Genomic DNA, 25094 nt, shown 5'->3' on the forward strand with positions numbered 1-25094 from the left:
TGGCGCTACGGTTTTTTGGCCAGAAAAGCATCAGGAAATGGTATGATGAACCACTTTTTTGCGTTGAATGGCCAGGTAGCCGTCGCGATGCTGCATCTGAACTGAATATGAACCGGGTTCACCCATAATATAACCGCCAGCATAGGCCAGGAACTCTAAAACACGTGCGTCTCTCTTCCATCAAGTTGTCGGGATTTAAGTCTTTCGTCGATCCCACCAATTTCCAGGTGCCAGGCCAGCTCGTGGGCGTGGTCGGGCCGAATGGCTGCGGCAAGTCGAACATCATCGACGCCGTGCGCTGGGTGCTGGGCGAATCGAAAGCGTCGGAATTGCGCGGCGAATCGATGCAGGACGTCATTTTCAACGGTTCCACCCACCGCAAGCCTGCCGGGCGCGCTTCCGTGGAACTGGTGTTCGACAATAACGATGGCAAGGCGTCCGGCCAGTGGGGCCAGTACGCCGAGATCGCCGTCAAGCGCACCCTGACGCGCGACGGCACGTCCACCTATTACATCAATGGCCAGCCCGTGCGCCGGCGCGACATCCAGGATATCTTCCTTGGCACGGGCCTCGGTCCGCGCGCCTACGCCATCATCGGCCAAGGCATGATTTCGCGCATCATCGAATCGCGCCCGGAAGAATTGCGCGTCTTCCTCGAGGAAGCTGCCGGCGTATCGAAATACAAGGAACGCCGCCGCGAAACGGAAAACCGCCTGCAGGATACGCGCGAGAATTTGCTGCGCGTGGAAGACATCTTGCGCGAACTCAATGCCAATTTGGAAAAGCTGGAAGCACAGGCGGCCGTGGCCACCCGTTTCCACGCCTTGCAGGCGGACCAGGAAGAAAAACAGAAACTGTTGTGGCTGTTGCGCAAGAACGAGGCGCAAAACGAGCAGACACGCTATTTCCGCGAAGTGGAACAGGCGCAGACGGACCTGGAAGAGCAGACGGCCAAGCTGCGCAATGTGGAACTGACCCTTGAGCAGATGCGCCAGGCGCACTTTGCCGTGGGCGACCGCCTGCATACGGCGCAAGGCCATCTGTACCAGACGAATGCGGAAATCGGCAGCCTGGAAGCACAGATCAAATTCGTCATCGAATCGCGCGCCCGCCTGCAGGCGCAGCTGGCCACCCTGACGGCCCAGCGCGACCAGTGGAACAGCCAGGGCGCCGAATACCAGGAGCAGATCGAAGAGGCGGAATTCCATCTCGAGGAACTGGCCGCCAAGGTGGAACAGTCGCAAATGATGGCCGAGCAGAAGGGCGAGCAATTGCCCGAGCTCGATGCCGCCTGGCGCGCCGCGCAAAACAAGAGCACGGAATCGCGGGCGCGGATCATGCAGGCCCAGCAGCAGCTGGAACTGGAATCGGCGCACCAGCGCAACGCTTCGAACATCCTGGCCAGCTTGCTCACGCGCCGCGAGCGCCTGCAGCAGGAAAAGAACAGCCTCAGCCTGCCCGACAGCAGCCACCTGGAAAACCTGAAACTGCAGCTGGAAGAAAAGCAGCAAACCCTGGAAGAGCAGGGCTTTTACCTGGAAGAAGCGCTGGAGCAGCAGCCGAAGCTGGAGCAGGAACGGGCCGAAGCCCAGGCGCAGGTGAATGCCGAGACGGCCGCCAACGCCCAGCTGGAAGCGCGTCTTTCCGCTTTGAAACAGTTGCAGGAACGCGTACAAACCCAGGGCAAGGTCCAGCCGTGGCTGAAAAAGCACGAGCTCGACACCTTGCCCCGTTTATGGCAAAAGCTGCAGATCGAAGCGGGCTGGGAAGCTGCCATGGAATCGATCCTGCGCGAGCGCACGTCGGCCTTGCAACTGTCGAACATTGACTGGGCCAAGGCCTTCTTTGCCGATGCGCCACCAGCCAAATTGGCCCTGTATGCGCCGTCGACCGTGGCGCCGCTGCCGCAACCGGAAGTGCCGGGCCTGAAGCCTTTCCTGAACTTGCTCAAACTCAATGATCCGGGCTTGCGCGGCTTGCTGCAGGATTGGCTGTACAACGCCTACGCCGTGGAAGACGCGGCCGAAGCGCTGGCCGAACGTAGTAAATTGCCGCCGGGTGGCTATTTCGTCACGCGCGCCGGCCACGTGGTCACGGCTACCAGCGTGCGCTTCTATGCGGCCGATTCGGAGCAGGAAGGCATGCTGGGCCGCCAGCAGGAAATCGATAATATCGGCAAACAGTTGCGCGCGCAGCAATTGCTGGCCGAAGAGGCGCGCGCCCGTTCCGTGCGGGCCGACGCTGCCGTCGCTACCTTGACGCGCAACCTGTCCGACTTGCGCCTGCGCATACAGCAGCTCACTTCCTCTGTGCACACCTTGCAGCTGGACGTGGTGAAACTGTCGGAAGTGGAAGCGCGCTTCAACCAGCGCAGCACGCAGATCGGCGCCGATCTGGCGGAAATCGCCGCACAGGAAGCGGAGCAGCAGCAGATCAAGGCTGAATCGGAAGAGAAATTCGAACAGCTGGACATGGAACTGGGCAACTTGCAGGAAGCGCACGAAGACGGCCATACGGACTTCCTGCAAAAGGAACAGCGCCTGGCCGAGGCGCGCGAAGCTTTGCGCGACCTGGAGCGGGCCGCCAAGGATACGGAATACGCGGAAAAAGCCCACCGCGCGAAGATCGAGGAATTGCGCCGCAACATCGCCACGGCCAGTACGCAGGCCCAGCAAGTGACGGCCAGCCTGCAGGCGGGCGAACTGGAACTGGCCAACCTGGAAAGCGGCGCGGCTGCCGACGGCTTGCAGGACTTGCTCGAGCGCCGCACGACGCAGGAGCGGGCGCTGGCGGACGCGCGCCACGAACTGGATCAGATTACGCAGCAGCTGCGCCTGTCCGAAGATGCGCGCACGCAATCGGAACGCAGCTTGCAGCCGCAGCGCGACAAGATCATGGAAATGCAGCTCAAGGAACAGGCCGCGCGCCTGAACCAGGAGCAATTTGCCCAGCAATTGCTGGAATCGGGCGCCGATGAAGCTGTCTTGAGCGAAAAGCTGCACCCGGACATGCGTCCATCGTATCTGCAGGGCGAAGTGACGCGCCTGACCAACGCCATCACGGCCCTGGGCGCCGTCAACCTGGCCGCGCTGGACGAGCTGGCGCAGGCATCCGAGCGCAAGAATTTCCTCGATGCCCAGAATGCCGACCTGACGGAAGCGATCAATACCCTGGAAGACGCGATCCACAAGATCGACAAGGAAACGCGCGACTTGCTGCAAGACACGTTCGACAAGGTCAACCATCACTTTTCCGAGTTGTTCCCCATCCTGTTCGGCGGCGGGCAGGCCAAGCTGACCATGACGGGCGACGAGATTCTCGATTCCGGTGTACAAGTCATGGCGCAGCCTCCCGGCAAGAAAAATGCCACCATCCACCTGTTATCGGGTGGAGAGAAGGCGCTGACCGCGACCGCATTGGTGTTTTCCATGTTCCGCCTGAATCCGGCGCCGTTCTGCCTGCTCGACGAAGTCGATGCACCGCTGGACGATTCGAACACGGAACGCTTCTGCCGCATGGTCAAGCGCATGTCCGACCAGACCCAATTCCTTTTCATTTCGCATAACAAGATTGCGATGGAAATGGCCCATCAATTGATCGGTGTGACGATGCAGGAGCAGGGCGTATCGCGCATCGTGGCGGTGGACATGGAGTCCGCCGCAAATTTTGCAACCGAGGCACAAGCAGCATGACAGACCTTCAAATTACCTTGTTCGGCGCCGGCGGCGTCTTTATCGTCGGCGTTTTCTCGTACAACAAATGGCAGGAATACAAGGCCAAGAAAAGCGTGGAACGGGCTTTTTCCACAGACCATGACGACGTGCTGATGCGCGAGGGCGATGCACCTGCGGTGGAAGCCCAGGAACCCGTCTTGCGCCAGGAACCGCGCTTTGATGCCGCACCCGCCGCCAAGGCCGAACCATCGTTCGGCGCGCCGCCAGCGGCGCCCGTGCCCGACGCGCCCGTGCATGCGGAACCATCGTTAGGTGGTGCCGGCATGGAAGCGCCTGCCGCCGCCCCTGTCGCGCCGGTGCAGCCGGAAGTCAGTGCCGCCAGCGAGCAGGCGACCAGCCTGGTCGACCCGCTCATCGATTGCCTGCTGCCTTTGTCGCTGGACGCGCCCGTGCGCGGCGACAAGATCCTGCCCGTGCTGCAAACCCTGCGCCTGGTGGGCAACAAGCCCGTCCACTTCATCGGCTTGCACGTGAATGGCGACTGGGAACCGATCACGCATGGCGGTGTCTACACCAAGATGCAGGGCGGCGTGCAGCTGGCCAGCCGCAGCACGGCCTTGAATGAACTCGAATACTCGGAACTGGTCACGCGCCTGCGCGGTGTGGCTGACGAAATCGGCGCCGAGCCGGAAGTGCCCGACATGATGGAAGTGATGGCCGAAGCGCGCAATCTGCACCGTTTCGTTGCCGGCCACGATGCCCAGCTGGGCGTGAACCTGCACACGAATGGCGCGCCATGGGCCATTTCCACCTTGCTGTTCGCGCTGGAAAAGCAGGGCTTTGACGTGCGTCCGGATGGCCGCTTCGTCATGCCCGACGGCGAGGGCGGCTATCTGTTCTCGCTGTCGACGAACGTCACGTTGGCCGAGGAAACGACACCCCGTTTGACCTTGCTGCTGGACGTGCCCTGCGTGGCGCCCGCGCGCGACGGTTTCGGCGCCATGGTCGCTTGCGCCAAGGCACTGGTGGGGCGCCTCGATGCGACCATCGTCGACGATTACAACCAGGCCCTGTCCGATGCGGCGCTGGCCGAGATCGCCGGCCAAGTGCAAGAGTTTTACCAGGAAATGGACGCGGCCGACATTCCGGCCGGTTCCACCCGCGCCCTGCGTTTATTTAGCTGAAGAATCCCGCAACAATGACTGATCCGATCAACCAGGACGCCGCCCAGCGCGTCCTGGATCTCACCGCCGAACTCAATCGGCACCTGCACGCCTACCACGTGCTCGACAACCCCACGATCCCCGACGCCGAGTACGACAAGCTGTTTGTCGAACTGCAGGTGCTGGAAGCGACCCATCCCGACTTGCGCACGCCCGATTCGCCCACCTTGCGCGTGGGCGCGGCGCCCTTGCCGCAATTCGAGCAAGTCACGCATACGGTGCCGATGTTGTCGCTGAATAATGGTTTCTCCGACGACGATATCGTCAATTTCGACCGCCGCGTGCGCGAAGGCCTGGGCCTCGATGCGCAGGACGTCGCGTACGCGGCCGAAGTGAAATTCGACGGCCTGGCCATCAACCTGCGCTATGAAAACGGCCTGTTCGTGCAGGCAGCCACGCGCGGCGACGGCGCCACGGGCGAGGACGTGACGGCGAATATCCGCACCATTTCCGGCATCCCTTTGCGCCTGCATGGCGACAAGATTCCGGCGCTGCTCGACGTGCGCGGCGAAGTGATGATGTTCAAGGGCGATTTTGCCCGCCTGAACGAACGCCAGCGCGAAGCGGGGCAGAAGGAATTCGCCAACCCGCGCAATGCGGCGGCCGGCAGCTTGCGCCAGCTCGATTCGCGCATCACGGCGCAGCGCAAGCTGCGTTTCTATGCCTACGGCATCGGCGCCCTGGATGGCGCCGCCATGCCGGCCTCGCACTCGGCCTTGCTGGACTGGTACGAAACCTTGGGCATCCCCGTGTCCAAAGAGCGCAAGGTGGTGCTGGGCGCGCAGGGCTTGCTGGCCTACTATGCCGATATCGGCGCGCGCCGCCCCGCCTTGCCGTATGAAATCGACGGCGTCGTCTACAAGGTGAACGCGACGGAAGACCAGCAGGAGCTGGGTTTTGTGTCGCGCGCGCCGCGTTTTGCTCTTGCACATAAATTTCCAGCCGAAGAGGCGCTGACGCAGGTGCTGGGCATCGATATCCAGGTGGGCCGCACGGGCGCCATGACGCCCGTGGCGCGCCTGGCGCCCGTGTCCGTGGGTGGCGTGACGGTGACCAACGCCACCTTGCACAATGAAGACGAAGTGCTGCGCAAGGATGTGCGCGTGGGCGATACCGTCGTCGTGCGCCGCGCCGGCGACGTGATTCCCGAAGTGCTGAGCGTGGTGCTGGAAAAACGCTTGGCGCCGGCGCCGCTGCCGTTCAAGATGCTCGAAGCGTGTCCCGTGTGCGGTTCGCACGTGGTGCGTGAAGAGGGCGAGGCGATTGCCCGCTGCTCGGGCGGCCTGTTCTGTTCGGCGCAGCGCAAGGAAGCGTTTCGCCACTTCGCGGGCCGCCGGATGATGGATATTGAAGGCCTGGGGGAACGTTATATCGATACCCTGGTCGAACTGGAATACGTGCACGGCTTGGCCGACCTGTACAGCCTGACCCTCGATAAACTGCTGGAAATGAAGCTGCGCGCCGACGAGCGCGACGGTTCGACGCCAGAAACCGTGCAACAAGGCAAGATTCCCACCAAGTGGGCGGAAAACCTGCTGGCAGGTATCGAGGCGAGCAAGCGCCCACCGCTTGAGCGTTTCCTGTTCGCGCTGGGCATCCGCCACGTGGGCGAATCGACGGCCAAGACCCTGGCCGAGTGGCTGGGCAGCCTGGCGTATGTGCGGAAAGCGCCAGCGGCCTTGCTGCGCGTGCTGCCCGACATCGGCGGCACGGTGGCGGAATCGATTGCCGATTTCTTTGCCGAAGAAAAGAACCAGCAGGCGCTGCAGGCATTGCTGGACGCTGGCGTGACGCCACAGGGTGAACATGCGCCCAGCGCCAAGCTGCGCACGCAGCTCGAGGAAACCAAATTGTTGGCGGCCATCGGCATTCCGAAGCTGACGGAGCCGCGCAGCAAGCAATTGGTGGAGCGGGGCGTGACCCTGGCCAGCCTGGCCGCGCAAGGCGCCAGTTTCCACGCGGGTTTGCCGGCCGCCGTGGCCGAGTCGCTGGCGCAATGGCTGGCCGATGAAAACCATGTCAAGCTGCTGGTTCAACTGGACGCCCTGAGAAATGAATTACTGTCACAATTGCCTGAAATGCCAGCCGCTGGCGGCAAGCTGGACGGCAAGACCTTTGTCCTGACGGGTACTTTGCCCAACATGAGCCGTGACGAAGCCGCGGAGCTGATCGAGGCGGCCGGCGGCAAGGTCAGCGGTTCCGTGTCGAAGAAAACAAATTATGTCGTGGCCGGCGCCGACGCTGGCAGCAAACTGGCCAAGGCCCAGGAACTGGGTGTGACTTTGCTTGACGAGGCTGGTCTGCTAGTATTGCTGGCTCAGCAATAAGTTGATCGATTAATCCGATCCATTTGCACCTGAATAATATCGAATCTCAACATTTTACTTGCAGAAGATCTATGAAAAAAATTAGAAAAGCAGTCTTTCCCGTCGCCGGCCTGGGCAGCCGTTTCTTGCCTGCGACCAAGGCGCAACCGAAGGAAATGTTGCCCATCGTTGACAAGCCATTGATCCAATACGCGGTGGAAGAAGCCGTGGCGGCAGGTATTACGGAAATGATCTTCATCACGGGCCGCAACAAGCGCGCCATCGAAGACCATTTCGATACCGCCTATGAGCTCGAGTCGGAACTGGAAGCGGCCGGCAAGCGCCAGTTGCTCGAGATGGTGCAAAACGTCATTCCCAAGCACATCAATTGCATTTACATACGCCAGTCGGCGCCGCTGGGCCTGGGGCATGCCGTGCTGTGCGCCCGTCCCGTGATCGGCGACGAGCCGTTTGCCGTCTTGCTGGCCGACGACTTCATGGACGTGGAAGAGGGTGTGCGCCCCGTGCTGGCGCAGATGACCGATGTCTTCCAGTATGAAAATTGCTCGCTGCTGGCGGTGCAGGACGTACCGCGCGCGGAAACCAAGCAGTACGGTATCGTATCGGCAAAGAATTATCAGCCTGACCTGGAACTGGTCTCGGCCATCGTGGAAAAGCCTGCGCCTGAAGAAGCGCCATCGACCTTGGCCGTGGTGGGCCGCTATGTGCTGACCAGCCGTGTCTTTAATCACCTGGAAAATATCGGCACGGGCGCCGGTGGCGAAATCCAGTTGACGGACGGCATCGCCGCCCTGATGCGCGAAGAGCGCGTGCTGGCTTACCGCTATCAGGGGCAGCGTTATGATTGCGGCTCCAAGTTGGGCTATCTGAAGGCCACGACGGCAATGGGCATGAAACATCCGGAAACGGGTGCGGCCTTCCGCACCTATCTGCAAGAACTGCAATCGGCAGTAGAAGAAAAATGACAGTACGCGAGATTCTGAAGATGGGTGATCCGCGCCTGTTGCGGATGGCCGAGCCCGTGCGTGAGTTCGATACGCCCGAACTGCACGCCTTGATCGCCGACATGTTCGACACCATGCACGCGGCCAACGGCGCGGGTCTGGCGGCGCCGCAGATCGGCGTCAACCTGCAACTGGTGATCTACGGCTTCAAGCAGAATCTGCGTTATCCCGACGCGCCGCAAGTGCCGGAAACCGTCTTGATCAATCCGGTGCTGACGCCTTTGTCGGAGCGCAAGGAAGAGGGTTTTGAGGGTTGCCTGTCCGTGCCCGGCTTGCGCGGCAGCGTGCCGCGCTGGAGCGAGCTGCACTACGAAGGCGTGGACCAGTTCGGCCAGCCCATCAGCCGCGACTGCGACGGCTTCCATGCGCGCGTGGTGCAGCATGAAGTGGATCACCTGCACGGCATTCTGTATCCGATGCGTATCGTCGACTTTACGCAGTTCGGTTATACCGAGGTCATGTTTCCGGACCTGGATCCGAACGACGACGATTGATCGGCGCCTGAGAAAACGCCCATGGCGGCGTTGCATTGCCTCGCCGTACTATTCGTACTGTCTTCGGCAATGCGCCTTGCCCTGAGCGTTTTTCAGGCGCCTCGTGGCTGTCACTATCAAATAAAAAATGGCCGCGCAGCGATCAGCTGGGCGGCCATTTTTATATGCGAAGCAAACCTAGCGCACCTTGCGGCTGCTGCCCAGGTTATCGAGCAAGGTTTTTAGTTCATCCTGCATGGCGTCCGTCAGATTCAGGAAGCGGCAGCCGATCTGCACCTGTTCGCCCAGCAGGAAGGAGCGGAAGGTGCGCGACAGGCGGATTTCCAGGTCGGCGATCATGACCTTGTTCGGTCCCAGTTCCAGGCGCACGCGCGACAGCTTGCGGCCCACGTACAGGCCGACCGTATCGCGCGGATGGGCGCGCATGCCGATGCCGCCGGCCGAGAAATCATACAGCTGCAATTCATACGGACGACCTTCGAGCACGAAGGCGGCCAGGTAGTACACGCCCAGCGGGGTTTCCAGGCGCGTCGATTCGCGCCGTTCCAGCACCAGGCAATGACTGGGGAAGTTCGTCAGGTAGACGTTCGGACGGTCGGGATACGCTTGCCATTCGCCATTGATGGTGAATTGCAGTTTGGCGCTTTGCACCCATGATACGAACGTGGCGCCACCAGGCGGCAGGGTCGCGCCTTCATTGAGTTCCAGCACGAATTGCGGCAAGTCATCGTCGACGGACAGGATGCGCCCCAGGATGACGTCTTCTCCGCCCGTCGGGTAGATGGAAATGGCGTCGCCGTTGTCAGCCAGGCTGCACAGGGTTTCGCCGATATCCCACGGATCGCTCATGTGGTGCGGCTTGGTGCCGGGTGCCATCGGCTCGGCCACGTCGGCCAGGCTGGGCGCGCCCTTGCGCAGGGGATTGGGGATGGGATCGTTCACGACAGCGTATCTCTTTTGTTCTAATGGGAATAGTGTATAGGTTTAAAGCAATATTTACTAATTAAATCACAATAATTGTTTTTATATCACTATATTCCTGTTGCTTATGTGGCCTGGCCTGACAGGCCACCTTGACGTCGCCGCTTAAAACTGTTCGTCTGCGCTCAAGTAACGCCATTGGCCCGTCGGCAAATCGCCCAGCTTGACCTTGCCGATGCGCACGCGTTTCAAGCCCAGCACTTTCAGGCCGACGGCTTCGCACATGCGGCGGATCTGGCGTTTCTTACCTTCGCGCAGGGTAAAGCTCAGCTGGTCTTCGTTTTGCCAGCGCACCTTGGCCGGCAGCAACGGCTTGCCGTCGAGCCACAGGCCGTGGTTGAGCTTTTTCAGCTCGCTGTCGGGCAGGGTGCCGCCCTTGGTGTAGCTCACGCGCACCAGGTATTCCTTGTCGATATCGGTATCGTGGCCGATCAACTGCTTGGCCACGCGCCCGTCCTGGGTCAGGACCAGCAAGCCGACGGAGTCGATGTCCAGGCGGCCGGCGGCGACCAGGCTGCGCAGCTGGGTCGGGTGGAACTGTTCCGGGCTGCGGTCTTCCGCCCAGCGGTTTTCCGCCTTGATCAGGGCCACGGCGGGCGTGTAGCCGTCTTCGGCCTGGCCGCTGACGTAGCCGACCGGTTTGTTGATCAGCACGGTAACGCGCTTCGATTGCTCGGCCGCCGCCTGGCGTTCCACGGTGACTCTTTGGCTCGGGTAGACCTTGCTGCCCAACTCGGACACCACCTTGCCATCCACGCGGACCCAGCCGCGGGCGATCCATTCATCGGCTTCGCGGCGCGAGCACAGGCCCAGTTCGGACATGCGTTTGGACAAGCGTAATAATTCTTCGGTCATGTTGTTTCAGTTTCAGTAAGGGTAGGCGTTGCACAGGAGGTCATCACACCTTCAGCGCATCGAGTAAATCGGTTTCCAGCAATATCTGGTTGCGGGCATTGTTGAGCGCGGGACCGTCGACGAGGAAAACGTCTTCGACCCGCTCGCCCAGGGTCATGATCTTGGCCGTGTGCAAGTTGATGCGGTACTTGGTCAGCACGTTGGCGATCGCATACAGCAGGCCCGTGCGGTCGTTGGCCGCCACCGACAGCAGGTAATACTGGCCCCGTTCGTCAGGCCGCAAGTCGACCGTCGGCTGGAAGGGGAAGGTGCGCGACAGGCGCGACAGCCGTCCCTTGCCCGGCGGCGGCAGCGGCGTCTGCGACTGCAGCAGCTCGCCCAGTTCATGCTCGATCAGGCTGATGATGTCGCGGTAGCTCTTGGCGAAGTTCTGCTCGGTGACTAGGAAGGTGTCGAGCGCATAGCCGTTTTTCGTCGTGTGGATCTTCGCGTCGAGGATGCTGAAATTCTTGCGGTCGAAATAGCTGCAGATGCGCGCGAACAGGTCGGGCTGGTCGGGAATGTACACGGCCACCTGCAAGCCTTCGCCGATGGGCGCCAGCCGGCATTTTACCACCGGCAACTTGCTGTCGAGCTTGTCATAAAGCGAACGCGTCTGCCAGGCGATGTCGGACGCGTCGTGGCGCAGGAAGTACGCGACGTCCAGCTGTTGCCACAGTTTCAGGTGGGCGTCCGGCGGCAAGCCGTACAGGCGCAGGGTGGCCAGCGCTTCCTGCTGGCGGTTTTTCAGCTCGCGGTCGGCCGTGTGCGGCTCGCCGCCCAGCACGCGCAGGGTGATCTTGTACAAGTCTTCCAGCAGCTTGCCCTTCCAGGCATTCCACACTTTCGGGCTGGTGCCGCGGATGTCGGCCACCGTCAGCAGGTACAAGCCCGTCAGATGGCGCTCGTCCTTGACCACCTTCGCAAACGCCTGGACGACGTCAGGGTCGGACAGATCCTGCTTTTGCGCCACTTGCGACATGGTCAGATGATTTTCCACAAGGAATGCCACCAGTTCCGTGTCTTCTTGCGACAGGCCGTGGTCCTGGCAGAACTGGGTGGCGTCGGCCACGCCCAGCTTCGAGTGGTCGCCGCCGCGGCCCTTGGCGATGTCGTGGAACAGGGCCGCCACGTACAGCAACCACGACTGCGAGAAATCAGCCATCAGCTGGCTGCAGAACGGGTATTCATGCGCGTGTTCGCTCATCGTGAAGCGGCGCATGTTGCGCACCACCATCAAAATGTGCTGGTCGACCGTGTACACGTGGAACAGGTCGTGCTGCATCTGGCCCACGATGCGGCGGAAATTCGGCAGGTAGCGCCCCAGGATGCTCATCTCGTTCATGCGCCGCAGCGCGTGGATGATGCCGACCGGCGCCTGCATGATGCGCAGGAAGAGGGCGCGGTTGACGGGGTCCTGGCGGAAGGCGGAGTCGATCTTGAAGCGCGCATGCCACAGGGCCCGCGTGGCGCGCGACGTCATGCCCTTCAGGGCCGGGCGCTCCGTCATCAGGACAAAGATTTCCAGCATGGCCGACGGGTATTGCTCGAACGTGTCGTCGGCGCTGATGTCGATCAGGCTGTTGACTTCATTGAAGCGCTCGTTGATGGGCACGGCCACGTCGTCTTGCGGAAACAGCCGTGCCTCGATGTTTTGCAGCAAAATCGTGTTGAGCTGGGTCACCGTCTTGGCGGCCCAGTAGTAGCGCTGCATGAGGAATTCGCTGGCGCGGCGCATGTGCGGCCCGCTGCCCGTCGCTTGCAGGCCCAGCGATTCGGCGATCGCCGTCTGCACGTCGAACACGAGGCGGTCTTCGCGCCGGCCCGCGTGCAGGTGCAGGCGCACGCGGATATCCTTGAAGGCGCGCTCCTTTTCCATCAGCTGGCGCGCTTCCGTCAAGGTGATCAGGCCGCCCGTGGCCAGGGTGCGCCACGAGTTGGCCAGGCCGGCCGCCTTGGCCACCCACAGGATGACCTGCAGGTCGCGCAGGCCGCCCGGGCTTTCCTTGCAATTCGGTTCCAGGCTGAAGGCCGTGTCTTCGTATTTGGCATGGCGCTGGCGCATTTCCGCCGTTTTTGCCTGGAAGAAGGCCTGCGGGTCCATGGCCGCGTCATAGCGCTGCTGCAATTGCGCGAACAGGTCCGCGTTGCCGCACACGAGGCGCGCTTCGAGCAAGCTCGTTTGCACGGTGATGTCGGCTTTCGATTCGACCATGCATTCATCGACCGTGCGAATGCTGTGGCCGATTTCCAGGCCCAGGTCCCACAGCAGTTGCACCAGTTCCTCGAGCTTTTCCTGCGTGGCGGCGTCCGGCGCCTGTTGCAGCAGGATCAGCAGGTCGACGTCGGAATACGGAAACAGTTCGCCGCGGCCATAGCCGCCCACGCCCACCAGAGCCGTGCCTGGCGGCAAGCCCGCTTCCTGCCAGGCGCGCGCCAGCACGCCATCGACGCTGTGGCGCAGGCTGCGCAGCAGTTTTTCAGGCTTGCCGTCGGCCTGGAAGGCCGCAATGACGACCTGGCGGTCGGCTTTCAGTTGCTGTTTCAGCTGTTCCCGAACTTGCTTTTTCATCTGGGCTCTGGGTGGCGGTGGGTCGGGTGGGGTCTGGCAGTATGGATCAGGCTTTGCTGGTGATAAAGGCCGGTGGTGGCGGCATGCCGGGCGAAACGGTCAGCACTTCATAGCCCGTTTCCGTGACCAGCACCGTGTGCTCCCATTGCGCCGACAGGCTGCGGTCCTTGGTTTTGATGGTCCAGCCATCGTTCATTTCGCGGATTTCGCGGCGGCCCGAGTTGATCATCGGTTCCACGGTAAAAATCATGCCCGCTTCCAGGCGTTCCAGGGTGCCTGGTTTGCCGTAATGTAATACCTGCGGTTCTTCATGGAAGACCTTGCCGATGCCGTGGCCGCAGAATTCGCGCACCACGCTGTAGCCTGCCTTCTCGGCGTGCTGCTGGATGGCGTGGCCGATATCGCCCAGGTGGGCGCCCGGCTTGATCTGGTCTATGCCCAGCCACATGCATTCATAGGTGATTTCCGACAGGCGCTTGGCCAGGATGGTCGGCGTGCCGACGAGGAACATACGGCTGTTGTCGCCGTGGTAGCCGTCCTTGATGACGGTGATGTCGAGGTTGACGGAGTCGCCGCTTTTCAGGACCTTGCCGCCAGGAATGCCATGGCAGATGACGTCGTTGACGGAGGTGCAGATGGCTTTCGGGTAAGGCGTGTAGCCGGGCGGGCAGTAGTTCAGCGGGGCAGGGATGGTGCCCTGCACGTTGACCATGTATTCATGGCACAGGCGGTCCAGCTCGCCCGTCGTGACGCCGACCTTGACGAAGGGAGTGATGTAGTCGAGTACTTCGGCGCCGAGCTTGCCGGCAACGCGCATGCCTTCGATGTCGGCGGCGGTATTGATACGGATGGTGGACATGTTGTGATTCGCAATCTGCAAGAATTCAGGTGAAAAGCACAGACGATTCCTGTTATATGGGAAAAAGTCTGCAAATATGTCGAAATTATAAACGAGGCGCCCTGAATCCGCCGCCTCCTTCCTATGGCCGCAAGGGGATTTGTGGGGAGAAAACGGATGAAAAGGCCACGCGGCCACACCTTGCACCACCGTGGTGCGCTGGGTGTTTCCGCAGGGCGCGCGATTTGCAGCGTGGACTTGATGCGGCAGGCATTTCAGTGTAGAATCCCGGGTTGCTTGAATTCTCTTTTAGGCAATGCAGTAAAACAGTGTCTTTAATTTATATAAACACGCGAATCCGGTCGACAAGGGTGCCTGTATGGTGACTGATCGGATTCCAGACCCAACCCTGGAGTTAATAATGTCCGTAACAATGCGCGAAATGCTGGAAGCCGGTGTCCACTTTGGTCACCAAACCCGTTTTTGGAATCCAAAAATGGCACCGTTCATCTTCGGCCATCGCAACAAGATCCACATCATCAACCTGGAAAAAACCATGGCGATGTACCAGGACGCAATGAAGCACGTGCGTCAACTGGCTGCAAACCGTGGCACCATCCTGATGGTTGGCACCAAGCGTCAAGCTCGCGAAATCATCGCTGCTGAAGCACAACGCGCTGGCGTGCCTTTCGTTGATCAACGTTGGTTGGGCGGCATGCTGACCAACTTCAAAACGATCAAAACCTCGATCAAGCGTCTGAAAGACATGGAAGTGATGATCGAAGACGGTTCGATCGAGAAGCTGTCGAAAAAAGAAGCGCTGATGTTCTCCCGCGAAATGATCAAGCTGCAAAAATCGATCGGCGGCATCAAGGACATGGGCGGCATTCCTGACGCAATCTTCGTCGTCGACGTCGGCTACCACAAAGGTGCGATCACCGAAGCAGCTAAACTGGGTATTCCGGTCATCGGCGTTGTCGATACCAACCACTCCCCAGAAGGCGTGAACTTCGTGATCCCAGGTAACGATGACTCCTCGAAAGCCATCATGTTGTACGCTCGCGGTGTTGCTGATGCAATCATCGAAGGCCGTGCAGCTGCCGGTAACGAAGTTGTTGAAATGGTTAAAGCAGCCGCTGGCGACGAATTCGTCGAAGTTAACGAACAGGCTTAATGGCCAGGCTATCGCAAGATAGCCGTTTGTAAGCACAGCAGTAAGGGAAAAGGGGTGGCAGCAGCTCCCCCTTTTTTTTAACAAAAAAACGATAGTGACCGCTGGCGAGGCATGCATGCCCGGCCGCGACTATCGACTCACCGAATCAGGAGAAACACATGGCAGCGATTACAGCAGCGATGGTAGGCGAATTGCGCGGCAAAACCGACGCACCAATGATGGAATGCAAAAAAGCACTGACCGAAGCCGAAGGCGACATGGCGCGTGCGGAAGAGATCCTGCGCGTCAAACTGGGCGGCAAGGCATCGAAAGCATCGGCACGCATCACCGCTGAAGGCGTCGTGGCAACTTACATCGCCAACGGCGTAGGCGCCCTGGTCGAAGTGAACTCGGAAACCGACTTCGTTGCGAAAAACGACGATTTCCTGGCGCTGGCCAACAACGCTGCCCGTCTGGTAGCGGAACACAACCCGGCTGACGTCGCTGCCCTGCTGGCCCTGCCACTCGACGGCAAGACCCTGGAAGACGTGCGCGCTGCCCTGATCGGCAAAATCGGCGAAAACATGACCATCCGCCGCTTCCAGCGTTTCGAAACCAGCGCCAAGCTGGCTTCGTACCTGCACGGTTCGCGCATTGGCGTGATCGTCGAATTCGACGGCGCCGATGAGCAAGTGGGCAAAGACGTGGCAATGCACATCGCTGCCATGAAGCCAGTGTCGCTGTCGTCGAACGAAGTTCCAGCGGAACTGATCGAAAAAGAGCGTTCGGTTGCACAACTGAAAGCCGAAGAAGACGCAGCCAAAGCGGCCGCCGAAGGCAAGCCAGCGCAATCGCCGGAAATCCTGGCCAAGCGCCTGGAAGGTTCCGTACAGAAGTTCCTGAAAGAAGTGTCCCTGCTGAACCAGGCTTTCGTGAAAAACGACAAGCTGTCGGTTGAGCAAATGCTGAAGGCGGCTAACACCAGCGTCAAAGGTTTCGCCATGTACGTAGTGGGCGAGGGCATCGAGAAGAAGCAAGACGACTTCGCAGCAGAAGTCGCAGCACAGATGGCTGCCTCCCAGGGAGCGTAAGTAAAGCGGGCCGAGAGGCCCGTTTTTTTGGCCCGCCCGCACCTGTCGTGCCGGGCGGCGGCATGGGCAGCACCGCGCGCCTATCCGGCGCTGCAAGGCGCTGCGCCATGTCATACTCGAATAACCTCATTTATGGAGCCCCAGCTCATGTCAAAACCAGCCTACAAGCGCGTCCTCCTCAAGTTGTCCGGCGAAGCCCTGATGGGCGATGATCCCTACGGCATCAATCGCGCCACGATCGAGCGCATGGTGGCCGATGTGGCCGAGGTGGCGAAGTTGGGTGTGGAACTGGCAATCGTGATTGGCGGCGGCAATATCTTCCGCGGCGTCGCGCCTGGCGCGCAAGGCATGGACCGTGCCACCGCCGACTACATGGGCATGCTCGCTACCGTGATGAACGCACTGGCACTGGCCGATGCCATGCGCCACGTCGGCATTACTGCGCGCGTCATGTCGGCCATCGGCATCGAACAAGTGGTCGAGCCGTACGTCCGTCCGAAAGCCCTGCAATACCTGGAAGAAGGTAAAGTGGTCGTCTTCGCCGCCGGTACCGGCAATCCGTTCTTCACCACCGACACGGCAGCCGCCCTGCGCGGTTCCGAGATCAGCGCCGAGATCGTCCTGAAGGCCACCAAGGTCGACGGCGTCTACACGGCCGATCCGAAGAAGGATCCGAATGCCACCCTGTTCCACACGATTACGTTCGACGACGCCATCGCCAAGCACCTGCAAGTGATGGACGCCACCGCATTCGCCCTGTGCCGCGACCAGAAACTGCCAATCAAAGTGTTTTCGATCACCAAGCCAGGCGCGCTGATGCGCGTCATCATGGGCGAAGATGAAGGCACGCTGGTTCACGTCTAAATTAGTATTGGTAGTCATTTCAAGATTTATTATCATTAACAGCGCCTGACAAAACCGTCGCGAGCGGAAGGGAGAGGTGGCCGAGAAGCGCAACCGTACCGAGGTACGGTGAGCATCGCAGGCCGCCTATGCCGACGCGCAGCAGGTTTTGACAGGCGTCACTACAGGAGTACAGTAATGTCCTTAGCTGACGTTAAAAAGAACACCCAGGAACGCATGACGAAGTCGCTGGAAACACTGAAGGCCGATCTGGCCAAAGTGCGTACCGGCCGCGCCCATACGGGTATCCTGGACCACGTGATGGTCGATTACTACGGTTCGCCGACGGCGCTGACCCAGGTCGCCAACGTGACCCTGATCGACGCGCGCACCATCGGTGTGCAGCCATACGAAAAAAAGATGGCCACCACCGTCGAAAAAGCCATCCGCGACGCCGACCTGGGCCTGAATCCATCGGCACAGGGCGACATGATCCGTGTGCCGACGCCACCGCTGACGGAAGAGCGCCGCAAGGAAATGGTCAAGCTGGTCAAGAGCGAAGCGGAAGACGCGAAGATTGCCGTGCGTAACATTCGCCGCGATGCGAACGAGTCGCTGAAGAAACTGGTCAAGGAAAAAGCCTGCTCCGAGGACGATGAGCGCCGCTCGTCGGAAGAAGTGCAGAAGCTGACGGACAAGTTTATTGCCGACATCGACAAGATGGTTGTCGACAAAGAAAAAGAAGTGCTGACGGTCTAGTTTTCAGTCCTTTTGACGCTGCCCGGGAAAGCATGGCTTTTCCGGGCAGTGCTATTTGGAGCATAATAGTTATCTTTTATTTTTGGTATTCGTGTTTTCATGATCTATTCGAGTTCGACAACGGCAGTACCTGAGGTGGGCACGGTGCCGCGCCATGTGGCAATCATTATGGATGGCAATGGCCGCTGGGCAACCAAGCGCTTTCTGCCGCGCGTGGCTGGTCACGTCAAGGGCGCCGATACCGTGCGCCGTGTCGTCGAGACCTGCCTCGAGCGCGGTGTCGAATACCTGACCTTGTTTGCCTTCAGTTCGGAAAACTGGCGCCGCCCGGAAGAAGAGGTGTCGCTGCTGATGCGCCTGTTCGTCACGATGCTGGAACGCGAAGTGGTCAAGATGCATGCCAGCGACATCCGCCTGAAGGTGGTGGGCGACCTGTCGCGCTTCAATGGCGAGCTGCAGACCCTGATCGCCAATGCGGAGCGCAAGACGGCGAACAACACGCGCCTGACGGTGTCCATCTGCGCCAACTATGGCGGCCGCTGGGACATCATGCAGGCAGTCAACAAAATGACGGCCGAGGCTGCCGCCAATGGCCAGCCTGCCGGGCACGCTTACACGGAAGAGCAACTGGCGCCGCACCTGGCCATGGCGTACGCGCCCGAGCCCGACCTGTTCATCCGCACGGGCGGCGAGCAGCGCATTTCCAATTTCCTCCTGTGGCAACTGGCGTACACTGAGTTGTTTTTCACCGAGACTTTCTGGCCCGACTTCAATGACGAGTGCCTCGACGCGGCAATCGCGTCTTACCAGCAGCGCGAACGGCGCTTTGGCCGTACCAGCGCGCAATTAACTGAAAAGACAAACTGATGCTGAAAACACGGATAATCACCGCCCTGGTCCTTCTGGCGGTCTTGCTGCCGGTTCTGTATCTGAATTATTTCCCCGCCTTCGCCGTGATCGCCACGGCGTTCTTCGGCGCCGCCGTCTGGGAAAGCTTCCGCATCTTCAAAAATCGCCATGCGCTCGTGATTGCCGCCGTCTGGACTGCCGCCTTCGCGTATACATTCTTTGTCGGTAACGGCATGGCGCAGCTCAATTTCTGGTTCGCCCTGTGCGTGGCCATCTGGCTGATCCGCTTCGTGCCCTCGCTGGCAACGGGCTTGCCGCCCACCGAAGGCTTGGGCAATACCTTGCTCAGCCTCGTGTACCCGGTGACCATCGTCGGCTGTTTTGTTGCCATCATCGCCTTGTTCCTGCATAGCCCCTTGTACTTGCTGTCCGTCATGGCCCTCGTGTGGATCGCCGATATCGGCGCCTATTTCTCGGGCAAGGCTTTCGGCAAGCGCAAGCTGGCGCCAAGCATTTCCCCAGGTAAATCCTGGGAAGGCGCCATTGGCGGCGGCATCGCCGTGCTCGTCATCGCCGCCATCACCATCGTGGCCGCGCCATCGCTGCCGGTGCTGCAAGACACCTTCGCCGTGCAGCTGCAATTGCGCCGCGGCTGGCTCGTGGCCTTGCTGGTGCTGCTGCTGGTCGTCGCCGCCAGCATCGTCGGCGACCTGTTCGAATCCCAATTGAAGCGCCGCGCCGGCATCAAGGACAGCAGCAATCTGCTGCCTGGCCATGGCGGCGTACTCGACCGTATCGACGCGTTGATCCCGGTCCTGCCATTTGCCGCCCTCATGGCCAGCTGGCTTTAAGGAAACTCATGCAATACATCACCATCCTTGGCGCGACCGGCTCGATCGGCGTGTCCACCCTGGACGTGCTCGCGCGTCATCCCGAGCAATACAGCGTGTATGCGCTGAGCGCGCACAGCCGCGTGGCTGAACTGGCCGCCCAGTGCCTGCAATTCCGTCCCCAGCGCGCCGTCGTCGGCACGGCGGACGCCGCCCTTGAACTGACGCGCTTGCTGCGCGGGCAGGGCGTCGATACGCAAGTCGAGTACGGCGTGGACGCCCTGTGCGCCATCGCCAGCGCGCCGCAAGTGACGGGCGTGATGGCGGCCATCGTCGGCGCGGCCGGCCTGGCGCCCACCCTGGCGGCGGCGCGTGCCGGCAAGAAGGTATTGCTGGCCAATAAGGAAGCGCTGGTCATGTCCGGCCAGCTGTTCATCGATGCCGTGCATGACAACGGCGCCGTGCTGCTGCCGATCGACAGCGAACACAACGCCATCTTCCAATGCATGCCGCACGCCCATGGCCGCGCGCCTGGCGCCGCGGGCGTGGCAAAGATCGTGCTGACCGCGTCAGGCGGCCCCTTCCTCACGCGCGACGTCGAGACGCTCGACACGGTCACGCCGGACCAGGCGTGCAAGCATCCGACCTGGGCCATGGGACGCAAGATTTCCGTCGATTCGGCCACCATGATGAACAAGGGTCTGGAAGTGATCGAGGCGCACTGGCTGTTCGGCGCGCCGGCCGACCAGATCGAAGTGCTGATCCACCCGCAGAGCGTGATCCATTCGATGGTCTCGTACATCGATGGTTCCGTGCTGGCCCAGCTGGGCAATCCGGACATGCGCACGCCGATCGCCCATGCGCTGGCGTATCCGCAGCGCATCGCTTCCGGCGTGGCGCAGCTGGACCTGGCCCAAGTGGCCACCCTGCAGTTCGAACGTCCCGATTTCCGCCGTTTCCCCTGCCTGGCGCTGGCGTTTGACGCCTTGCGCGCGGGCGGCACGGCGCCAGCTTTGCTCAACGCGGCCAATGAAGTGGCCGTGCAAGCGTTCCTTGACGAACGGATCGGCTTCCGCCAGATCGACCGGGTTATCGCGCACGTGATCGACACGGTGCCGCACGGCGCCGCTTCGAGCATCGAGGCCGTGCTGGAGCAGGACCGCGTGGCCAGAGCGGCCGCGCAAGCGTATATCGCCCAAAGGCTGGCTGCATGACGCTCATCACCACCTTGCTGGCCTTTATCGTCGCGCTCGGTTCACTGATTACCTTGCACGAGCTGGGCCACTACCTGGTGGCGCGCTGGTGCGGCGTGAAGGTGCTGCGCTTCTCGATCGGCATGGGAAAAGTGGTGTATTCGCGCAAGTTTGGCAAGGATCAGACGGAATGGGCGATTTCCGCACTGCCGCTGGGCGGCTATGTCAGCATGCTCGACAGCCGTGCGCAAGACCTCAGCGACTTGCCGGAAAGCGAATTGCGCCGCGAATTCACGCGCCAGAGCGTGTGGCGCCGCATCGCCATCGTGGCCGCCGGCCCGCTGGCCAATTTTCTCGTCGCCATCGTGCTGTACGCGGGCCTGTTCATGCATGGTATCGAAGAGCCCTCGAGTAAACTCGGCCCCGTGGCCGAGCAGACGCCGGCATACACGGCCGGCCTGCGCAGCGGCGATACGGTGGAAACCGTCAATGGCAAGCCCGTGGCCAGCTGGTCCGAGCTGCGCTGGGAACTGATCCAGGCCACCCTCGACAAGCAGCCGGCGCGCATCGAAGTGCGCCGTCCCGACCGTGGCCAGCAGGAAGCGACCTTGCCGACGGCCAGCCTGACGGAGACGGACCTGGAAGGCGACGTGCTGGGCAAGCTGGGCCTCACCCTGGCCCGTTCCGCGCCCACGCTGATGGAAATCATGCCCGATGGCGCCGCCGCGCGCGCCGGCCTGCGGAAAAACGACCAGATTCTCGCCATCGACGAACAGCCCGTGCACGACGTGGCGGCCGTCATCGCCACCCTGAGCCAGGCGCCGGGCCGGACCTTGCAATTGCAGCTCTTGCGCCAGGGCCAGGACCTGACCTTGCCCATTACGCCGGACGCCATGCCGGGCGCCGGGGCGGAGGGAGCTGTAACAGTTGGTAAGATACAGGCGAAGCTGGGACAGGTGCCGGATATGATCACCGTGGCATCGGGACCGTTCTCTGCTGTGGGCAAGGCGTCCGCCAAGGTCTGGGATACCAGCGTCATGAGCCTGAAAATGCTGGGTAAAATGATCACCGGCCAGGTGTCGCTGAAGAATGTGACGGGGCCCATTACTATTGCCGATTACGCGGGCCAGACGGCGCGCATCGGCCTGGTAAGCTACCTGAGCTTCATTGCCTTCATCAGTATCAGTCTGGGCGTGATGAATTTGCTACCCATTCCTGTTCTGGATGGCGGGCATTTGCTGTATTATTCGCTGGAAGTTTTGACCGGACGCCCCTTGCCGGAGCGCGTAGGCGAGATTGCCCAGCGCCTGGGGATCGGTTTGTTGCTGACCTTGATGGTGCTTGCCGTCTTTAATGACGTGTTGCGATTGCTGAATTAGGGCGGTGGTTGATGCCATTGCGTGAGTCGCACAAGCAATCTTTTGTGTATGTTGTCCATTGATTTACCCATTGAATAACCCCAATGAAATTACATTCTGCTCGTTTTGCCTTGCCTTCCTTTCGCCGCAGCCTGATCGGCGCCGCCGTCATGGCCATTTGTTCCGGCCACGCGCTGGCCGTCCAGCCATTTACTGTCAAGGACATCCGGGTCGAAGGGATCCAGCGTACTGAAGCGGGCACCGTGTTTGCCTACCTGCCGGTGCGGGTCGGCGAAACGTTCTCCGACGAGAAGAGCGTTGCCGCCATCAAGGCCCTGTATGCGACGGGCATGTTCAAGGATGTGCGCCTGGAAGCCGATGGCGACGTGCTGGTGGTGCTGGTCGAGGAACGTCCGGCCATCGCGACCGTGGAATTCACGGGCACCAAGGAATTTGAAAAGGACGTGCTGGTCAAGGCGCTGAAGGAAATCGGCGTCGGCGAAGCCAAGATTTTCGACAAGGCGTCCGTCGACCGCGCGGAACAGGAACTCAAGCGCCAGTACCTGTCGCATGGCCTGTACGGCGTGAAGATCACCACCACCGTCACGCCGATCGAGCGCAACCGCGTCAACGTGGTGTTCGCCGTCGACGAGGGCGACGTGGCCCGCATCAAGCAGATCAACATCGTCGGCAACAAGGCTTTCACGGACAAGGAACTGCGCGATCAGCTGGCCCTGAACACGGGCGGCTGGTTCAGCTGGTACACCAAGGCCGACCAGTATTCGAAGACCAAGCTGACGGGCGACATCGAGTCGCTCAAGTCCTACTACCTGGACCGCGGCTATATCGAGATGCAGGTCGACTCGACGCAAGTGTCGATCACGCCCGATAAAAAAGATATCTACCTGACGATCAACATCACCGAAGGTGAAAAGTACAAGATCGCCGGCACCAAGTTCGAAGGCGAGATGTTCGGCCGCGAAGAAGAGCTCAAAGCCCTGAACCTGATGCGCGAAGGCGAAATCTACTCGGGCGCGCGCCTGACGGCGACGAACAAGCGTATCCAGGACCGCCTGGCCACGTTTGGCTATGCGTTTGCCAACGTCAACGCGAATCCCGAGATCAACCGCGAAAAGCATGAAGTCGGTTTTACCTTCTTCATCGATCCGGGCAAGCGCGTGTACGTGCGCCACATGAATATCGCCGGCAACACCACCACGCGCGATGAAGTCATTCGCCGCGAATTCCGCCAGTTCGAATCGTCCTGGTACGACAGCAACAAGATCAAGCTGTCGCGCGACCGTGTCGACCGCCTTGGCTACTTCAAGGACGTGACCATCGACACGCCGGAAGCGCAGGGCACGACCGACCAGGTTGACGTCAACGTCACGGTGGTGGAAAAACCAACCGGTAACTTCCTGATCGGTGGCGCTTTCTCGCAATCGGAGAAGTTCACCCTGTCGGCATCGATTTCGCAAGCCAACTTCGCCGGTAGCGGCAACACGGTCGGCATCGAACTCAATACCAGCCATTACAGCCGCACCATCGCGTTTTCGCAGACCAATCCGTACTACACGGACGATGGCATTTCGCGCAGCTTTGAAGTCTACCTGCGTACGACGGAACCGCCGGCACTGAACATCGGCAGCTACAAGATCAAGCAGACCGGTGGCCGCGTCAGTTTCGGCGTACCGTTCTCGGAAGTCGACACCGTCTTCTTCGGCATCGGCGCCGAGCGTTCGCGCATCGAAACCGATATCACCAGCCCGATCCGCTTCAAGCAGTACGTGATCGACAATGGCGGCCCGTCCGACGGTATCGGTTCGGCCACGACGAATTCCATCCCGCTGACGGCGGCATGGCAGCGCGACAGCCGCGACAGCGCCTTGACGCCATCGATCGGCCGCTACCAGCGCGTCAACCTGGAGGCTGACCTGATCGGTGACCAGAAATACTTCCGTGCCATTTATGAGCACCAGTATTTCCGTCCGCTGTTCAGCAAGGTCACCCTGGCGCTGAAGGGCGAGATCGATTACGGCCACGGCATCGGCAAGCACGTGTATCCAGTCTTCAAGAACTTCTACGGCGGCGGTATCGGTTCGGTGCGCGGCTACCTGAGTTCTTCTCTGGGCGCGGTCGAACCGAGCACCAACGATGCACTGGGCGGCGCTTCGCGCCTGATCGGTAACGCGGAACTGCAGATGCCATTCCCTGGTTCGGGCAATGACCGCAGCTTGCGCTGGTTCGGTTTCCTTGACGGCGGCCAGGTCTACCAGGAAGGCGAAAAAATGCGGATTTCGCAATTGCGCTATTCTGCTGGCTTGGGCATCAGCTGGATTTCACCAGTGGGCCCGCTCAAGCTGAGCTACGCCAAGCCGTTGAACGCCAAGCCGACGGACCGCCTGGAGCGCTTCCAGTTCCAGATGGGCACCGGTTTCTAACCGGCCATCTGAACCGGGGCGACAGCTTTTACCTTTTGACCATGGAGTATCATGAACACCGCATCCGCTACCCTGCCCAAGACCCTTGCCGTGATCGCATTGTGCTGGAGTTCGCTGTTGCCGGTGCAGGCGCAGGCTCAGGAGTCGAAGATCGCCTGGATCAGCAGCGAACGTATTTATAACGAATCGAGGCTGGCCAAGCTGGCCAGCGCCAAGCTGGCCGAAGAGTTCCGCTCGCGCGAAAAAGCCGTGCAGGAACTGGCGGCCCGCTTCAAGGTGGCCAATGAAGCCCTGGAAAAGGACATGCCGACCCTGAGCGAGGCGGAGCGCGCCAAGCGCCAGCGCGAGTTTTTCGAGCTGGACAAGGAATTGCAGCGCCGCCAGCGCGAGTTCCGCGAAGACCTGAGCCAGCGCACGAACGAAGAGCGCAGCGCCATCGCGGAAAAAGCCAACACCATCATCCAGCAGATGGCGCATATCGAAGGATATGACATCGTGCTGCAGGAAGCCCTGTGGGCCAGCCCGCGCATCGACATTACCGACAAGGTTCTGAAGGCGCTGGACAAGTAA

At 60.8% G+C, this 25094-nt stretch carries 19 protein-coding genes; 15 read left to right on the plus strand and 4 right to left on the minus strand.

What is annotated here, in order from left to right; translation table 11 throughout:
• Positions 1 to 164: 164 nt before the first annotated feature.
• From smc to def, 5 genes are all read left to right on the plus strand, one after another.
• Positions 165 to 3692 (plus strand): chromosome segregation protein SMC, encoded by a 3528-nt coding sequence (smc, locus tag ASN89_RS12320; RefSeq protein ID WP_082654541.1) that lies wholly within the window; start codon positions 165 to 167, stop codon positions 3690 to 3692.
• Positions 3689 to 4858, plus strand: coding sequence for a cell division protein ZipA C-terminal FtsZ-binding domain-containing protein (locus ASN89_RS12325; protein WP_046684957.1), 1170 nt, complete (start codon positions 3689 to 3691; stop codon positions 4856 to 4858). Before smc ends, ASN89_RS12325 begins: the two co-directional genes overlap by 4 nt.
• 14 nt (positions 4859 to 4872) lie before the next feature.
• Positions 4873 to 7224 (plus strand): NAD-dependent DNA ligase LigA, encoded by a 2352-nt coding sequence (ligA, locus tag ASN89_RS12330; protein ID WP_046684958.1) that lies wholly within the window; start codon positions 4873 to 4875, stop codon positions 7222 to 7224.
• Between the two features lie 71 nt (positions 7225 to 7295).
• Entirely contained in the window at positions 7296 to 8189 is an 894-nt protein-coding gene (galU, locus tag ASN89_RS12335) for a UTP--glucose-1-phosphate uridylyltransferase GalU (RefSeq protein WP_046684959.1), read from the plus strand.
• A complete protein-coding gene (gene def, locus ASN89_RS12340; protein WP_034752265.1) occupies positions 8186 to 8722 on the plus strand; it encodes a peptide deformylase in 537 nt (178 codons plus the stop codon). Before galU ends, def begins: the two co-directional genes overlap by 4 nt.
• 177 nt (positions 8723 to 8899) lie before the next feature.
• Here def and ASN89_RS12345 read toward each other — a convergent pair whose 3' ends face one another.
• From ASN89_RS12345 to map, 4 genes are all read right to left on the minus strand, one after another.
• On the minus strand, positions 8900 to 9664 hold the full coding sequence (locus ASN89_RS12345; RefSeq protein ID WP_082127806.1) for a flagellar brake protein: 765 nt from the start codon (positions 9662 to 9664) through the stop codon (positions 8900 to 8902).
• A 144-nt stretch (positions 9665 to 9808) separates the two neighbouring features.
• Complete coding sequence (locus tag ASN89_RS12350) at positions 9809 to 10558, minus strand: pseudouridine synthase (RefSeq protein WP_034752263.1); 750 nt, start codon at positions 10556 to 10558, stop codon at positions 9809 to 9811.
• A gap of 43 nt (positions 10559 to 10601) precedes the next feature.
• Entirely contained in the window at positions 10602 to 13169 is a 2568-nt protein-coding gene (locus ASN89_RS12355) for a [protein-PII] uridylyltransferase (RefSeq protein WP_058049456.1), read from the minus strand.
• Positions 13170 to 13215: 46 nt separating this feature from the next.
• A complete protein-coding gene (gene map / locus ASN89_RS12360; RefSeq protein WP_058049470.1) occupies positions 13216 to 14028 on the minus strand; it encodes a type I methionyl aminopeptidase in 813 nt (270 codons plus the stop codon).
• Positions 14029 to 14428: 400 nt separating this feature from the next.
• On the opposite strand from map, the gene rpsB reads away from it, so the two are divergent.
• The 10 genes from rpsB to ASN89_RS12410 all read left to right on the plus strand — a co-directional run bounded on the left by rpsB (position 14429) and on the right by ASN89_RS12410 (position 25094).
• Positions 14429 to 15181: a 30S ribosomal protein S2 gene (gene rpsB / locus ASN89_RS12365; RefSeq protein ID WP_010397614.1), complete on the plus strand. Its 753-nt coding sequence runs from the start codon at positions 14429 to 14431 to the stop codon at positions 15179 to 15181.
• Between the two features lie 158 nt (positions 15182 to 15339).
• Positions 15340 to 16251 carry a translation elongation factor Ts gene (gene tsf, locus ASN89_RS12370; protein WP_034752260.1) on the plus strand — a complete coding sequence of 304 codons (912 nt, stop codon included), beginning with the start codon at positions 15340 to 15342 and terminating at the stop codon, positions 16249 to 16251.
• A 147-nt stretch (positions 16252 to 16398) separates the two neighbouring features.
• On the plus strand, positions 16399 to 17115 hold the full coding sequence (pyrH, locus tag ASN89_RS12375) for a UMP kinase (RefSeq protein WP_034752258.1): 717 nt from the start codon (positions 16399 to 16401) through the stop codon (positions 17113 to 17115).
• Positions 17116 to 17292: 177 nt separating this feature from the next.
• A complete protein-coding gene (frr, locus tag ASN89_RS12380; RefSeq protein WP_046684961.1) occupies positions 17293 to 17853 on the plus strand; it encodes a ribosome recycling factor in 561 nt (186 codons plus the stop codon).
• Positions 17854 to 17952: 99 nt separating this feature from the next.
• The gene (uppS, locus tag ASN89_RS12385) at positions 17953 to 18720 is read left to right on the plus strand and encodes a polyprenyl diphosphate synthase (RefSeq protein ID WP_046684962.1); all 768 of its coding nucleotides are present in this window, start codon (positions 17953 to 17955) and stop codon (positions 18718 to 18720) included.
• On the plus strand, positions 18720 to 19553 hold the full coding sequence (locus tag ASN89_RS12390; protein WP_058049457.1) for a phosphatidate cytidylyltransferase: 834 nt from the start codon (positions 18720 to 18722) through the stop codon (positions 19551 to 19553). The genes uppS and ASN89_RS12390 overlap by 1 nt, the downstream gene beginning before the upstream one ends.
• Before the next feature lie 8 nt (positions 19554 to 19561).
• A complete protein-coding gene (ispC, locus tag ASN89_RS12395; protein WP_058049458.1) occupies positions 19562 to 20746 on the plus strand; it encodes a 1-deoxy-D-xylulose-5-phosphate reductoisomerase in 1185 nt (394 codons plus the stop codon).
• Positions 20743 to 22104, plus strand: coding sequence for an RIP metalloprotease RseP (rseP, locus tag ASN89_RS12400; RefSeq protein ID WP_058049459.1), 1362 nt, complete (start codon positions 20743 to 20745; stop codon positions 22102 to 22104). The genes ispC and rseP overlap by 4 nt, the downstream gene beginning before the upstream one ends.
• A gap of 83 nt (positions 22105 to 22187) precedes the next feature.
• On the plus strand, positions 22188 to 24524 hold the full coding sequence (gene bamA / locus ASN89_RS12405; RefSeq protein WP_046684966.1) for an outer membrane protein assembly factor BamA: 2337 nt from the start codon (positions 22188 to 22190) through the stop codon (positions 24522 to 24524).
• A gap of 51 nt (positions 24525 to 24575) precedes the next feature.
• On the plus strand, positions 24576 to 25094 hold the full coding sequence (locus ASN89_RS12410) for an OmpH family outer membrane protein (protein ID WP_046684967.1): 519 nt from the start codon (positions 24576 to 24578) through the stop codon (positions 25092 to 25094).

It is taken from the genome of Janthinobacterium sp. Ant5-2-1, assembly GCF_001445815.1.
Classification (GTDB): Bacteria; Pseudomonadota; Gammaproteobacteria; order Burkholderiales; family Burkholderiaceae_D; genus Janthinobacterium; species Janthinobacterium lividum_E.

Bases quoted from the DNA above. Each gene is read 5' to 3' on its own strand.
- bamA (WP_046684966.1), top strand. From the start codon at position 22,188: ATGAAATTACATTCTGCTCGTTTTGCCTTGCCTTCCTTTCGCCGCAGC.
- ispC (WP_058049458.1), top strand. From the start codon at position 19,562: ATGCAATACATCACCATCCTTGGCGCGACCGGCTCGATCGGCGTGTCC.
- ligA (WP_046684958.1), top strand. From the start codon at position 4,873: ATGACTGATCCGATCAACCAGGACGCCGCCCAGCGCGTCCTGGATCTC.
- frr (WP_046684961.1), top strand. From the start codon at position 17,293: ATGTCCTTAGCTGACGTTAAAAAGAACACCCAGGAACGCATGACGAAG.
- uppS (WP_046684962.1), top strand. From the start codon at position 17,953: ATGATCTATTCGAGTTCGACAACGGCAGTACCTGAGGTGGGCACGGTG.
- map (WP_058049470.1), bottom strand. From the start codon at position 14,028: ATGTCCACCATCCGTATCAATACCGCCGCCGACATCGAAGGCATGCGC.
- tsf (WP_034752260.1), top strand. From the start codon at position 15,340: ATGGCAGCGATTACAGCAGCGATGGTAGGCGAATTGCGCGGCAAAACC.
- rseP (WP_058049459.1), top strand. From the start codon at position 20,743: ATGACGCTCATCACCACCTTGCTGGCCTTTATCGTCGCGCTCGGTTCA.
- ASN89_RS12355 (WP_058049456.1), bottom strand. From the start codon at position 13,169: ATGAAAAAGCAAGTTCGGGAACAGCTGAAACAGCAACTGAAAGCCGAC.
- def (WP_034752265.1), top strand. From the start codon at position 8,186: ATGACAGTACGCGAGATTCTGAAGATGGGTGATCCGCGCCTGTTGCGG.
- pyrH (WP_034752258.1), top strand. From the start codon at position 16,399: ATGTCAAAACCAGCCTACAAGCGCGTCCTCCTCAAGTTGTCCGGCGAA.
- ASN89_RS12350 (WP_034752263.1), bottom strand. From the start codon at position 10,558: ATGACCGAAGAATTATTACGCTTGTCCAAACGCATGTCCGAACTGGGC.
- ASN89_RS12390 (WP_058049457.1), top strand. From the start codon at position 18,720: ATGCTGAAAACACGGATAATCACCGCCCTGGTCCTTCTGGCGGTCTTG.
- galU (WP_046684959.1), top strand. From the start codon at position 7,296: ATGAAAAAAATTAGAAAAGCAGTCTTTCCCGTCGCCGGCCTGGGCAGC.
- rpsB (WP_010397614.1), top strand. From the start codon at position 14,429: ATGTCCGTAACAATGCGCGAAATGCTGGAAGCCGGTGTCCACTTTGGT.
- ASN89_RS12410 (WP_046684967.1), top strand. From the start codon at position 24,576: ATGAACACCGCATCCGCTACCCTGCCCAAGACCCTTGCCGTGATCGCA.
- ASN89_RS12325 (WP_046684957.1), top strand. From the start codon at position 3,689: ATGACAGACCTTCAAATTACCTTGTTCGGCGCCGGCGGCGTCTTTATC.